The sequence below is a fragment of the Candidatus Rickettsia mendelii genome (assembly GCF_057543435.1).
This window is the reverse complement of record NZ_BTGX01000024.1, coordinates 1-15,000: the sequence shown is the minus strand read 5'-3', so window position 1 is coordinate 15,000 and position 15,000 is coordinate 1. Positions and strand designations below refer to the sequence as shown.

Here is a 15,000-nt window from a genome sequence, read left to right as displayed (position 1 = left end):
ATCGATAATTGCGCCCTCTTCTTCTCTATTTGCAATGTCTAAAACTCCACAATGCTCTTCTACTATTCTCTTAACTATAGCAAGGCCTACCCCCATACCTTTACTGCTAGTCGTCACATAGCTTTCGGTAGCTTTTCCTATTAGCTCAGGTGGAAATCCTTTACCATTATCTATTACGGTAATGCTAATAAAATTGTCTCCAGCATTTATACTAACTTTTATTTCTCCTTGTTTACGTCCTTTTATTGACTCTTCTGCATTTTTAAGCAAGTTTATCATTACTTGATTTATTTGAGTAACATCACACATGAAATTAAATTGCACTACATTAGTGTCATACTTATATAAAATATTATCATTCAGTAATTTACGTGCTTCAACAATATCTTTAACTAAATAAATTAAATTATTATTTGTAAATTTAGGAGCAGGAAGACGTGCAAAAAGAACAAATTCAGATACTATGTTTTTAATATCATTAGTATGACGAATAATCATTTGTAGATAATTCTTAAATTCTGCTCTTTCTTTAATTTCAGGACTAAATTTCTTAAGTAATCTTTCAGAAGCAAGTAAAATAGGAGTAAGTGGATTTTTAATTTCATGCGCAACTTTCTTAGCGACATCTGACCAAGCAAGAGCACGCTGTGCTATAACTAAATCACGCTGCTGACGTGAAAGCTGCTTAATCATTATGTTAAAAGCAGCATAAAGAGCTCCTATTTCATCTTTATCTACCTCATCTTCAGGAACTTGTACTGTTAAATCACCATCTTTCACTTTGTCGGTTGCAGTAACTAGCTTTTTAATAGGATCTACTATTTTAGTAGTAAATATAACACCAAAACTTACAGCTACTAAAAGTAATAATAAAGCAATAAAAATAAAAATAATTGAAAATTTTATTTGTATGCTTCCTACTTGGTTTTTAAGACGATAATATTCTGCAGCTGCCCCATTAGTTGCATCTATATGATCAATAATTTTGTTGTCTATTAATCTACCAACTAATAAATATACATCATTATATTCCTTTAATTTAATTAGCATCCTTATTTTTGTCGGATCAGATTTTACTTCTACTGGCCCTCCTAAATCTGCTTTTTTAATTAAATGTGCAGGAATAGTTGCAAATGATAGCAGAAAACTTAAATAACTATTAGCAACTATAGTATTAGTAGATTTATTAAAAACTATTGCTTCATCAAGCGAACGCATCTCTGCTTCAGTATTAAGTGTTTTGGTGAATAAAGCAGGATTATGAACTAAATCATAATACATATCGCTTAAATCTTCAGCAACAGCTAAAACTGTCTCTTTTAGTTGTAATTTATGTTCAGCAATATAAGACTCAGCAACTATTATAGACTGATCAAGCACTGCTGAAATCTTTTTATCAAACCAAGCCTGAATACTAAGATTCAAAAAATAAGCAGAAAATACTGAAACGATTATGGTCGGAACTGTTGCAACTAAGCTAAATGCAATTATTATACGATTCTGTAATTTAGAATTATCTTTAGCATCACCTTTAACAAAAAAATTTTGAAAAAATTTATGAGCTACTAAAATACCTAAAATTAAAAAAATTGCTAAATCAACTAATAAAAACCCAATAATTTTACTAGGGTTCTTTGATTCTAGAGATATTAGGTAATAAGTAGAGCAAGCAAAAATAATAGCAGCTGCCATTAAAATAAAAATTAAAACCCTGCTAGAAAAATAAGAATATAAATTTTGTTTAAAATAAGTAAGCATAAGATACATTAATTGATACAGCTACTGCTGTTATATAACACTGTTGCATAGCTCTTATATCATTCTCCAATATATAGTAGAAATGACCTAATGATAATCAATAGTCAGTAAAACTACCAACAAAAAAGGCAAGAATTAATCTTGCCTTTTGCGTTGCTTATAAATAATTTAAAAAATTCTAAAACTCTTCAAACATTTTCTTACGCGCAAACTTCCTTTGTCTTCTTGCTGCTTCTTGTGTTTTACGCACACGCTTTGCTGAAGGAGTTTCATAGTAACGCTGTTCTTTCATTTTACGAAAATAAAGCTCTCTTTGTAACTTCTTTTTGAAATTTTTAAGCGTATTATCACAATTGCCGGCGTGAACGTTTACTAGTACCACTAAAATTACTCTCCTTTAAAAATTTTATGTATTTGAACTATAACTTTATTATCTATATAATAAGTTATCGTGTCAAGGTTTATAAATTATGAATATCCAAGAAGAACATTTTATCAAAAAATTAAGATTTGTGCAATCTTTATTAGAGTTATTACCTTTCAATAAATGGGATAATAGATTGCTTGAAGAAGCAGAAGAAAAATGTGGTTTTGCAAATGGGTATGCGCTTATACTTTTTCCAAATGCTTTGTCAGAAATAATAGAATTTCTTGAAAAATACCTAGATAATATTATGCTAGAAAGTTTGACAAAAATAAAAAAGCCAACAAAAATAAGAGAAAAAATATCTTTAGCAGTAAAAACTAGAATTAAAACTATCATACCTATTATTCATAGTAAGAATGCTGTTTATTTTGCTCTACATCCAGCGCAAGGTACTAAGGTTGCCTTTCGCACATGTAATGCTATTTGGTGCTATGCAGGTGATAAATCACTTGATTTTAATTATTACAGCAAAAGGGGGTTATTACTTACAGTTTATATATCTTCTATTCTTTTTTATATTCAAGATGAGTCAGATAATCACACTGAAACAGATAAGTTCATTGACGAATCCGTAGAAAATATTGTAAAAGCTTTCATACAAATGAAGAATCTACTCGACTCTTCAAATATTCCTATCATTAGGATGTTTACATAATAGACTTTATAATTATATGTTTTTAATATTACGGTTAGGTTCCATGAGTATTTCTTATTCTCTAAAAAGAAGTTTTAGTATTTTTCTAAGTTAGCTATTTATCTCTTAATAATTATTTATTATTATTAGGTGCTGTGCACTTTTGATGGCGTTGTTGCATAGCTTGCAGAGCCTAATGGTGTCATTCTCGCACAGACGGGAATCCATTTTTAATCAGTATAAATTTAGAGTTTTTATAAATAATAAAAACCTAACTTGTCTCTAGTTCCTCTGGATCCTCGCTTTCAACTGGGATGACATAAAAAAAGCCATTCAATAATGGCATGTTCGAATAATAATTATAAAAAATTCTAAAATAATGACAAATAATAAACACTACCCAGAAGTTAGCTCGAACGCTAATTTTGCTGCTATAGAAAAAGAAATACTAAAATTTTGGCAAGAAAATGATATATTCCAAAAATCTATCGATAATAGAGCTGGTAATGCTGAATTTATATTTTACGATGGTCCACCTTTCGCCAATGGTTTGCCGCATTACGGACATTTACTTACTGGTTTTATTAAAGACGTTTATGCACGCTATCAAACTGTTAAAGGCAAAAAAGTTGAGCGTCGCTTTGGTTGGGATTGTCATGGCCTTCCTGCTGAAATGCAATCTGAAAAAGAGCTTGGTATTTCAGGACGTCTTGCCATTACTAATTTCGGTATAGAGAAGTTTAATGCACATTGTAAAGCATCAGTAATGAAATATGCTGATAACTGGGAAGAATATGTGTCGCGTCAGGCAAGATGGGTTGATTTTAAAAACTCCTATAAAACTATGGATAGGAATTTTATGGAATCAGTGCTTTGGGCTTTTAAAGAATTGTATAATAAAGGACTAATATATGAATCTATGCGGGTAATGCCTTATTCCTGGGCATGCGAAACTCCGCTTTCTAACTTCGAAACAAGGCTTGATAATTCATATAGAAAACAAGCTGATAAAGCAGTAACAGCTAGTTTTGTACTAAGAGATAAATTGCCATATGGTAATTATGAAGAATACAGACTTCTCGCTTGGACAACAACACCTTGGACACTACCTTCAAACCTTGCACTTGCAGTTGGTAGCGATATTAATTATGCGTTAGTATCAAAGGATAATATTTGTTATATTATAGCTGCTTCATCAGTTTCTAAGTATAACAAAGAATTAGGTCTTAAAGGAGATGAAGATTTCACTATAATTAAAGGATCAGAGCTTCAAGGTTTAACTTATAAGCCATTATTTAATTATTTCGAGAATCATCCAAATAGTTTTAAGATATTTGCAGGCGATTTTGTAGTTGAAGGTGACGGCACAGGAATTGTACATATGGCGCCAGGATTTGGTGAAGATGACCAAATCCTTTGTGAATCAAAAAATATTGAGCTTGTTTGTCCTGTGGATAATAGCGGTAAATTTACTAAAGAAATACCAGATTTAGAAGGAGTACAAGTATTTGATGCTAATGATAAGATAATAATCAAGCTAAAAGAGCAAGGGAACTGGCTTAAAACTGAACAATATATCCATAATTATCCTCACTGCTGGCGAACAGATACACCGTTAATATACAAAGCAGTACCATCATGGTATGTGAAAGTTACTAAATTCAAAGATAGAATGATAGAGCTTAACCAGCAAATAAACTGGATACCTTTGCATGTTAAAGATAATTTATTCGGTAAGTGGCTTGAAAATATACGTGACTGGTCGATAAGCCGTAACAGATTTTGGGGTACACCACTGCCTGTATGGAAATCAGATGATCCAAAATATCCACGTATAGATGTATATGGTTCAATAGAGGAGCTAGAAAAAGATTTTGGCGTTAAAATTACTGATTTACATCGTCCATTTATTGATCAACTTACAAGACCAAACCCTGACGATCCTACAGGAAAATCAACAATGCGCAGAATAGAAGATGTATTTGATTGCTGGTTTGAAAGCGGTTCTATGCCATATGGACAAGCCCACTACCCTTTTGATAATAAAGAATGGTTCGAGAATCATTTTCCTGCTGACTTTATAGTTGAGTATTCAGCACAAACTCGTGGTTGGTTCTATACTTTGATGGTGCTATCTACTGCTTTATTTGATCGTCCGCCATTTTTAAATTGTATATGCCATGGTGTAATACTTGACGCTACAGGACAAAAATTATCAAAGCGTCTTAATAACTATGCCGATCCTCTAGAACTATTTGACAAGTATAGCTCTGACGCTTTAAGAATTACGATGCTATCTTCAAATGTAGTGAAAGGGCAAGAGCTACTAATTGATAAAGATGGTAAGATGGTGTTTGATATACTTCGTTTATTCATCAAACCTATATGGAATGCTTACCATTTCTTTACTATGTATGCTAATGCTGATCATATTAAAGGTGAGCTTAAGTTTAATTCTAAAAACGTTCTTGATATTTATATATTATCTAAGCTTAAAATAGCTGTACAAAAAATTGAAGAAAGTTTAGATAATTTTGATACGCAAACAGCTTACCATACAATATCAAACTTTTTTGAAGTGTTAAATAACTGGTATATAAGACGAAGCAGAGCAAGGTTTTGGAAAAGCGAAAAAGATGAAGATAAGCAAAATGCTTATAATACCCTGTATTCATGTCTTAAAACTATGGCTATTGCTATGTCAGCTTTAGTCCCATTAATTTCTGAAGCAATATATTTGGGACTATGTAACAGTGTAATTGTGAGAAAAGGCACAGACCTTAATGTAGCAATCTCAGGCGTACTAGAGCCAAGTTGTCATGTCACTACTTCTGTAGTTCCTAGCAATGACGAGAACACAATAAGTGTCCATCTCTGTAATTTTCCTAATCTATCAAGTTTTGAGATAGATCATGAGTTAGTAACCACTATGGATACTGTGCTTGATATTTGCAGTAACAGTTTATTTATCAGAAGCATAGAAAATATAAGGGTAAGACAGCCACTCGCAAGTGTAACTATAATAAGTAAAAGCAATAACATGCTTAAAAATTTCGAAGATTTAATTAAAGATGAGATTAATGTCAAATTAGTAATTTATCGTGATGATTTGGAGAATTATACAAACCAAAAATTATCGATTAATTTTCCATTGCTTGGTAAACGTTTACCACATAAAATGAAGGATATTATATCTGCTGCCAAAAAAGGTGAATGGGAAGCTAACGTTAACGGTTTAGTTATCTGCAATGAAATCTTAAATAGTGAGGAATATAAATTAGTCCTAGAGCCATATTCACATATTAAAGGTGCTGTGAGCTTTGCTGATAACAGCAGTTTACTTATACTTGAGTTAAAGTTAACGCCTGAATTAATAGAAGAAGGGATAGCAAGAGACATAGTACGTTTTATCCAACAAGCTCGTAAAGATGCAGGATTTGCCATAACAGATAGAATTTTAATAGAATTAACAAGCGAGTTTGATCTATATAAGATAATAAGCATTTACAGCAATTTTATTAAAGAGCAAACCTTAGGTGAGTTTTCTAAAGACTTCATTCCAGATTATGTAAGTGAAATAGAGCTAGAAAATTACAAAATACAACTAAAAATTAAAAATTGCTATAATAAATAATTGGTTAATTTTTTATCATTAATTTGATCTTTATACTTTATCTTCATTATTATTGATGTTACTTTAATTCATGGCTTTAGAAGCCTCTGTATCATACTATAGCTACGATTGCAATAATCTAAAAAAGTAATCTGTGATAGCCTATTTTTACAGATGCTGCATCAAGCTACTATATGATAAAATTGCTTTTTCACTATATAAAACAACATAAATAAACAGTACAATAAAGAAACATCATGCAAATTCCAATAATATTTGTCCTTTTACTACATTATCCTTTTCATTTACAAAAATTCTAGCTACTTTTCCATCCCTTTCGGCAAGAATAATGTTTTCCATTTTCATAGCAGTTAAAATCATAATTTCTTGTCCTACTATTACTTGCTGTCCTTCTGTAACTTTTATGGATGCAATCTGACCGCTAAGAGGAGCTTGGAGTTCTGAATTCTCTTCAATAACTACTTTTGAAACCATCAATGCTTCAAGTTCAGATATTCGAGGAGAACGAACAAATGCTTTTACACTAATGCCAGCATGCGATAATATATAACCGGTTCTAATATTCTCAATTTTTACATTTGTCTTTTTACCATTAATTATAGCTGTAAAAAGTTCATTACCTAAATTCCAATTGCTACGAATATATATTCTATCACTTTCATGCCGTATATTATAACCATTTTCAACAGGAGTAATTAATACAGGAAATAGCTTATCATCAATTGTTACTACCCATCTAGTACCAATTTTATTAGCTTGATTATTAATATTACCTGAAATCAATGAAGCACGTCTTTGCTCTGATATATAAATAAAAATAGCTGTTGCTAAAAACACGGTAGTTACTTCTGAAGTGAGACTAGCTCCAGAAAAACCATCTGGATATTCTTCTTGAATAAAGTCAGTAGAAATATCTCCGTTAACAAAACGGGGATGTAACATCACCGCCTCTAAGAAGCTGATATTATGAGAAATACCGTTAATTATGTATGAACTTAAGGCAGAACGCATTACCTCAATTGCCTGCTCTCTTGTTTCACCATAAGTACATAATTTTGCAATCATTGAATCATAAAACATACTTACTTCACCACCAAGTCCGATTCCTGTATCTATACGGATATTTGGACTCTTTGCAGGTTCAGAATAAGCAGTAATTCTACCACTCGATGGCAAGAAACCTCTGCTTGGATTTTCAGCACAAATTCGTGACTCAAATGCCCAACCTTTTAACTTTACGTCATCTTGTGTAAATGATAATTTTTCTCCAGCAGCAATTTTTATCATCTCTTCGATAATATCTATACCAGTAATTAATTCCGTAACTGGATGCTCAACTTGTAACCTAGTATTCATTTCTAAAAAATAGAAGTTTCTATTACTATCCACTATAAACTCAACAGTACCTGCAGAATAATACCCAACCCTTTTAGATAACGATATTACCTGTTTATACATTTCTTGTCTTATATCTTCAGTGATAAAAGAGCTAGGTGCTTCCTCAATTACTTTCTGATGGTGACGTTGTATTGAACATTCACGCTCTCCAAGACACACACTATTACCGTACTGATCAGCAAGTAGTTGAATTTCAATATGACGAGGGGTTTGGATTAGTTTCTCAATAAATAATCTATCATCACTAAAACTATTTCCGGCTTCAAGCTTTGCAGACTCAAAAGCACTAGCCATTTCAGCAGGATTATTTACAACTCTCATACCACGTCCACCACCACCGGCAGCTGCCTTAACTATTACAGGGAAACCTATTTCTTTAGCAAGATCTACTGCTTGTTTAACATCTTTTATAGTCCCCATATAGCCCGGAACGGTACTAACTCCTGCATCTATTGCAATTTTTTTTGCTTCAATTTTATCTCCCATCTTTTTGATAATCTTAGCACTAGGACCTATTAAAACTACTCCCTCTCTTTTCAGAACATTAGCAAAATTTGGATTTTCTGATAAGAATCCATATCCTGGATGTACAGCACTAGCTCCACTTTCACGAATTGCTGAAATAATATTTTTAATAGATAAATAACTTTCAGTTGCAGGCGAATCACCTACATAATAAGCTTCATCCGCATGTTGTACATACATTGAATTAGTATCAGCTTCAGAATATACTGCAACCGATTTTATACCCATTTTTTTTAAAGTACGTATTATTCTAACAGCAATTTCACTACGATTAGCAATTAAAATTTTATCAAATAAAGGTTTAGTCATAGTTCTTGTTATAATTTTTTCTTATATTTTTAATATTATTTATTTATAGACATTGCATGATTGTGATGTTATCCTCCAGCTTAGAAAATAGCCCAAATATCATAGCTTTACTACAACATCTCGAAAGCAACCTATAGTAATCAAAAATAAATAGGTCATGCAATTAAATTACAAGATGCTAAAAGAATCTTTTGACCCATATACCAAATCTTAAAGCGGTAGGTTATCATGCTTTTTCCAAGGTAATTCTACTTTTTTAGTACGTAAAAAGTTCAGCGCCTTACATATACGCCATCTAGTATTTTGTGGTCTTATAATATCATCTAAATATCCTCTAGATGCTGCAACAAAAGGCGATGTTACTACTTTCCTATACTCATCAATTTTTTGCTTTTTAGCTTCCGGACTTTTGCATTCTTCTCTAAATATTATTTCCGCTGCTCCTTCTGCTCCCATAACTGCAATCTCGGAATTAAACCAAGCATAATTTATATCACCTCTAAGATGCTTAGAGTTCATCACTATATAAGCTCCTCCGTAAGCTTTACGAGTAATTACAGTAATTTTTGGCACTGTAGCTTCCGCATAAGCATATAAAAGCTTAGCACCGTGTTTAATAATACCATCATACTCTTGAGCAGTACCAGGTAAGAATCCTGGTACATCAACGAGACTTACTATAGGAATAGTAAAGGCATCACAGAATCTAATAAATCTTGCTGCCTTTCTTGAAGCATTTATATCTAAACACCCTGCTAAATGCAAAGGTTGATTAGCAACAAAACCTACTGGATAACCTTCCATATAACCAAAACCGATAATTATATTCTTAGCAAAATCAGGCTGTAATTCAAAAAACTCTCCTTCATCTACAATACGCTCTACTAATTCTTTCATATCGTAAGGTTTATTAGGAGTATTAGGTATCAATGTACTAAGAGACATATCTACCCTATCAGCTGGATCAACAGTAGGACGAATAGGAAGAGGACTACGATTAGATAATGGTAAAAAATTAAAGAATCTACGAATCTCTAGCAATGCTTCTATATCATTGTTAAATGCTAAATCAGCAACACCACTTTTAGTAGTATGCATATGAGCACCTCCGAGTTTTTCTTGGCTTACCTCTTCACCTGTAACTGTTTTCACTACATCAGGACCAGTTACAAACATATAAGAAGTATTCTTAACCATAAATATAAAATCAGTTAAGGCAGGAGAATAAACAGCACCACCCGCACAAGGCCCCATAATTAAGGTAATTTGTGGAATAATGCCTGAAGCTAAAACATTACGCTGAAATAATTCACCATATCCGGCAAGAGCATCTACCCCCTCTTGGATTCTTGCTCCCCCTGAATCATTGATTCCAATTACCGGAGCACCAGTAGCTATAGCTTGATCAACAATATCACAGATTTTCTTAGCATGATACTCTCCGAGTGATCCACCCAGTACAGTAAAATCTTGACTATAAATAAATACCAATCTACCATTGATTGTACCATGGCCTGTTATAACACCGTCACCTAAAAATTTTTTATCCTGCATCCCCCAATTATTGCATCTATGTGCTACAAACATACCTGTTTCAGTAAAGCTATTTGGATCTAATAGTACTTCTATCCGCTCACGTGCACTTAATTTACCTTTTTGATGTTGCGCACTAATCCTAGCTTCACCACCTCCTTGCCTTGCAATATTTTTTTTCTCATCAAGTAACTCAGAAGATATTATATTACTTTGATTCATAGACATTTATGTTTTTTATTTTCTAAAATACCGGTAGTATAATATAATAATCCTATCGTGAAAAGACAATTATTGTAAATCCGTATGTCACTTAACAAAAGTACTAAAGAAAAAACAGAAAAATCTAGATTAACAGCTAAATTTGATAATTTATCAACTGCATTAAAAAAGAATTTACAAAGACGTAAGAAGGTACAAAAAGAAAATAATAAGGATTAAGAAAGTTTATCAAGTATATACAGATTTGACATATTAATGTAAATTACCTAATATTCAAGATGTCATTCCGGCAAAAGCAAAAATCTAGAAAAATATTCTGGATATAATGTAAAGTTTGTAATGTTTTATAAAACAAACATATAAAAACTTATTTCTTTATAATGTTTACTAGGTTCCAGACGTTGCAGGAATGCTATTCAATCATTTTTTAAGAACTATGCAACAACTCCTAATAAGTCATGGTATAACAACAAAATTAGTATTTTAAAGTAGATTATATCTATGGGCTCAAACAAATTATATCTTTTTAAAGATAGACGGTTTCTACCAAATTTTATAGTACAATTATGTGGTTGTCTTAACGATAATATATTAAAAAATGCTCTTGTGATTCTTATTACCTATGGTTTTACCGAAACTGTAAGTAAATATAATAGTCTACTCGTTTTAATTACAAATGCTACTTTTGTACTACCTTTTATAATATTTGCAAGCATAGCAGGGCAAACTGCAGATAAATATGAACGTGCAAGTCTTATTAAAATTATTAGAATTTGTGAAATTGCTATAATTGCTTTTGCAATTTATGGATTTCAGAATAATAATCTTTTAATTCTACTCTGCTCTGTTGGTTTTATGGGCATTCACTCGACTTTTTTTGGTCCAATCAAATATAGTGTATTACCTGATCACCTAAATAAAAATGAACTACTCGGAGCTAATGGCTTTGTTGAAGCAGGAACTTTTATAAGTATTTTCATCGGCACTATAATCGGTAGTTATTATACGATTAGTAATAATTTTATTATATATTCATTAATTATAATTACTGCTTTTGGTTTTTTCACTAGTCTTTTTGCTCTGAAATCAAATAATGCAAATCGTGATATTAAAATAAATTTAAATATACTTGGTGAAAGTTTAAGCATGATAAAATACGCAAAAACAAAAAAACAAGTATATTTAGCCATACTTGGTATTTCATGGTTTTGGTTTATCGGCGCTGCTATAATTTCTCAAATACCTTTGCTTGCTAAGGTGACATTTAAAGCTGATGCGAATGTGGCTAATTTATTCTTAGCGGTATTCTCATTAGGTGTAGGCATAGGATCATTTTTATGTAGTAAAATATTTGAAGATGAAATTACTATTAAATATCTATTTATTTCAGCGCTTGGTATTAGTATTTTCGGTATTGATTTATTTTTCGCAAGCAGAATTAGTGCAATTAATTATGAATCTGCGCAATTAAAAAGCATCCTAGTTTTTTTATCAAAGAGACATAACTGGCGAATAATTATCGATTTATTTTTCTTAGCAGCAATAGGTGGGTTATATATCGTACCACTCTTTGCTATATTGCAGCATTATGCAAATCCTACTCATCGTAGCAGGATTATTGCTGTTAATAATCTGATTAACTCCATTTTCATGACAGGTTCAACAATTATTCTTTCTTTATTATTTTATCTAAATTTTTCTATACCTTGGATTATATTATTTATTAGCCTAGCTAATATAATCGTCACTATATATATTTATCGTTTAATACCTGAAGTTAAAATTATTCCGTATAAAGTGTTACGAAGAATATTCCAAATCTATTTTGATCTTATGTATAAAGTTGAAGTTAAAGGATTTGAAAATCTTCAGAAAGCAGGTAAAAAATTAGTAATAATTGCTAATCATATTTCATATCTTGATCCGCCTTTAATTGCTACCTATCTGCGAGAAGAACTGACTTTTGCAATTAGCCCTGATATACAAAAAATATGGTGGATTAAGCCATTTTTACGTATAGCAAAAACATTACCAGTTGACCCAAGTAATCCAATGGCAATAAAGACTTTAGTAAAAGAAGTACAAAAAGATCAGAAAGTAGCTATTTTTCCAGAAGGCAGAATAAGTGTTACTGGATCTTTAATGAAAATTTATGAAGGTCCAGGCATGATTGCTGATAAAGCCGGAGCTACAATATTACCAGTGAGAATAGATGGTACACAATTTACTCACTTATCAAAATTAAAAAATATATTCAAGAGAAAAATATTCCCTAAAATTACTATAACCATTTTACCTCCAGTAAAATTTGCTAATATGGGTGCTATAAGCAATCAAGAACGACGCTGTTATATAGCTCGAACTCTCTATGATATTATGGCTGATATGATGTTTGAGAGCTCAGACTATAAAAATACTTTATTTGCATCTCTAATAGAAGCTGCTAAAATTCATGGATTCAAGAAAAAAATAGTTAATGATTCTGAAAAAAATTCAGCTACTTATAGAGAGTTAATATTAAAATCTTTTATTCTTGGTGATTTAATCAAAAAGAATAATATCTTTGGTAGAAATTTAGGCTTAATGTTACCTAACACCACAAATACACTAATTACTTTTTATGCTATGCAATTTGGTGGCTACGTTCCAGCTATCATTAATTGGAGCAGTAGCATAAGTATTATTATTAATTCCTGCAAGCTTGCACAAATTAAAGTCGTCTATACTTCAAAACAGTTTATTAAAAAAGCAAATTTACATGAATTAATAACTAACCTATTAGACTTCGGTATTACAATAATATATTTAGAAGATTTCAAAAAACAAATTAATTTAGCTTTAAAACTAAAAGCTTTTATAGGAAGTTACTTTGCTCAAACTTATTATAATTATTTTTGTCATAATCATAATGATGAAAAACCTGCAGTGATAATTTTTACTTCAGGCACTGAAGGAGAGCCTAAAGCTGTATTACTATCTCACAGGAATTTACAAACTAATAGATACCAAATAACTGCTAAAGTGCCTTTTAGCCCAGAAGATATAGTATTTAATGCTCTGCCACTATTTCATAGTTTTGGTCTTGGAGGTGTAATTATTACAACTTTAAATGGTATTAAGCTATTTTTATATCCTTCTCCGCTAAATTATCACACTATTCCTGAAGTTATATATGACGTCGGTGCAACTATATTAATTTCTACTGATGCTTTTTTAAACGGTTACGCTAATTATGCTCACCCATATGATTTTTATTCACTACGCTATATATTTGCTGGTAACAAGAAATTAAGAGAATCTACTAGACAATTTTGGCTTAATAAATATGGTATACGTATCTTTGAAGGATATGTTATCACTGAAGCATCATCTATTATAGCTTGTAATACTCCTATGCATAATAAAGCCGGTACAGTTGGAAGATTATTATCAAAAATTGATTATAAACTTGAAAAAGTAGAATGGATAAATGATGGAGGACGTCTATTTATACGAGGTCCTAATATTATGCTTGGTTATTTGGGTGAAAGTAAGCAATATGATAACAAAGTGTGGTATGATACAGGTGATATAGTTAAGATCGATTCTGAAGGATATATAACAATTTTAGGGCGTTTTAATCGCTTTACTAAAATAGCTGGTGAGATGATATCTCTTACAAAAATTGAAGAACTTGCAAGTCAAATCGATCCAGATTCTTTGCATGCTGCTATTTCTACTGAGAATGAAACACATGGAGAAAAAATTATTTTATTTACTACCTGCTCTATTATAAATAGACAAAATTTTGCAGATGCTATTCACAAAGCTCAAATTTCTTTATTACACTTACCAAAAGTCATTATTACCATTCCTGAAATACCACTACTTGCAAATGGTAAAATAAATTATCTTGAAATTATGAAAAATGTAGATAATTAAGCTCTGTTACATGTTCCTTAAAAAGCAATCAATGATTTCAGCTTCAGGATATTGTTGCATAGCTTGTAAAACACACTCGATTAAAGTAGAAATCTATTTAAAATATAGTAAATATCTCTAATATGAATCCCTAAAAAATAACATATGAGCCTGAAATACAACATTCGTACGTTATGCTTTAATCCAGGATATATCTATAATAATTGAATAACCTGACAGAATACACTCTTTTATTTATTATAATTCTAACTGAACAGAATAGTTATCTCATACTATTTTCTAAATCTGTATTTTCTATTGATTAACTATTTCAACAAATTTTATATTCTCATTGTAAATTGCATCTCATAGTACCAATTAAGATATATATCTTTTATCATCAAAGATTTTGTTTTGTAATTCAGTTATTATATCACCTATTGTTGATAAATTAGTACTATTAGCTTTAGTAATTTAATTGTCATAATTATTTCTTTATGATTAATTACAAGATGTAATGAATACTCTATAGATTCCCTATAACTGCTTATTGCTATTTTAACAAGATTACCAAATATTTAATTATTACTTGTAAGTTTTGTGTAGTATATAGATAGTTTAGTTGAATCAATAAAGTAAGCAGCAGTATCTTTCTCTCTA

General features: G+C 31.0%; 8 protein-coding genes (1 of these 8 only partly in view). 4 read left to right on the top strand and 4 right to left on the bottom strand.

What is annotated here, in order from left to right:
• Both AC27F4_RS04120 and rpsU read right to left on the bottom strand, forming a co-directional pair.
• On the bottom strand, window positions 1-1,758 hold the 5' portion of the coding sequence (locus tag AC27F4_RS04120; protein WP_487062345.1) for a sensor histidine kinase NtrY-like. 63 nt of this gene lie to the left of the window's left edge; the window shows 1,758 of its 1,821 coding nt (coding positions 1-1,758); the start codon lies at window positions 1,756-1,758; its stop codon lies off the left edge, out of view.
• Between the two features lie 178 nt (window positions 1,759-1,936).
• Complete coding sequence (rpsU, locus tag AC27F4_RS04115; RefSeq protein ID WP_487062343.1) at window positions 1,937-2,140, bottom strand: 30S ribosomal protein S21; 204 nt, start codon at window positions 2,138-2,140, stop codon at window positions 1,937-1,939.
• Window positions 2,141-2,228: 88 nt separating this feature from the next.
• Here rpsU and AC27F4_RS04110 point away from each other — a divergent pair, with 88 nt between their 5' ends.
• Window positions 2,229-2,840, top strand: coding sequence for a COQ9 family protein (locus AC27F4_RS04110; protein ID WP_487062341.1), 612 nt, complete (start codon window positions 2,229-2,231; stop codon window positions 2,838-2,840).
• 358 nt (window positions 2,841-3,198) lie between these two features.
• Window positions 3,199-6,453, top strand: a complete 3,255-nt coding sequence (gene ileS / locus AC27F4_RS04105) for an isoleucine--tRNA ligase (protein WP_487062339.1) — start codon at window positions 3,199-3,201, stop codon at window positions 6,451-6,453.
• Between the two features lie 234 nt (window positions 6,454-6,687).
• Here ileS and AC27F4_RS04100 read toward each other — a convergent pair whose 3' ends face one another.
• Complete coding sequence (locus tag AC27F4_RS04100; RefSeq protein ID WP_487062337.1) at window positions 6,688-8,685, bottom strand: acetyl-CoA carboxylase biotin carboxylase subunit; 1,998 nt, start codon at window positions 8,683-8,685, stop codon at window positions 6,688-6,690.
• A gap of 210 nt (window positions 8,686-8,895) precedes the next feature.
• The gene (locus tag AC27F4_RS04095) at window positions 8,896-10,440 is read right to left on the bottom strand and encodes an acyl-CoA carboxylase subunit beta (RefSeq protein WP_487062413.1); all 1,545 of its coding nucleotides are present in this window, start codon (window positions 10,438-10,440) and stop codon (window positions 8,896-8,898) included.
• 84 nt (window positions 10,441-10,524) lie between these two features.
• Between AC27F4_RS04095 and AC27F4_RS04090 the strand changes: the two genes are divergently transcribed.
• Complete coding sequence (locus tag AC27F4_RS04090; RefSeq protein ID WP_487062335.1) at window positions 10,525-10,659, top strand: hypothetical protein; 135 nt, start codon at window positions 10,525-10,527, stop codon at window positions 10,657-10,659.
• Window positions 10,660-10,941: 282 nt separating this feature from the next.
• On the top strand, window positions 10,942-14,361 hold the full coding sequence (locus tag AC27F4_RS04085; RefSeq protein WP_487062333.1) for an acyl-[ACP]--phospholipid O-acyltransferase: 3,420 nt from the start codon (window positions 10,942-10,944) through the stop codon (window positions 14,359-14,361).
• Window positions 14,362-15,000: the final 639 nt, after the last annotated feature.

Excerpts from the sequence above, each read along its gene's own strand:
- AC27F4_RS04110 (WP_487062341.1), top strand. The coding sequence starts at position 2,229 with ATGAATATCCAAGAAGAACATTTTATCAAAAAATTAAGATTTGTGCAA.
- AC27F4_RS04100 (WP_487062337.1), bottom strand. The coding sequence starts at position 8,685 with ATGACTAAACCTTTATTTGATAAAATTTTAATTGCTAATCGTAGTGAA.
- AC27F4_RS04095 (WP_487062413.1), bottom strand. The coding sequence starts at position 10,440 with ATGAATCAAAGTAATATAATATCTTCTGAGTTACTTGATGAGAAAAAA.
- AC27F4_RS04090 (WP_487062335.1), top strand. The coding sequence starts at position 10,525 with ATGTCACTTAACAAAAGTACTAAAGAAAAAACAGAAAAATCTAGATTA.
- AC27F4_RS04085 (WP_487062333.1), top strand. The coding sequence starts at position 10,942 with ATGGGCTCAAACAAATTATATCTTTTTAAAGATAGACGGTTTCTACCA.
- ileS (WP_487062339.1), top strand. The coding sequence starts at position 3,199 with ATGACAAATAATAAACACTACCCAGAAGTTAGCTCGAACGCTAATTTT.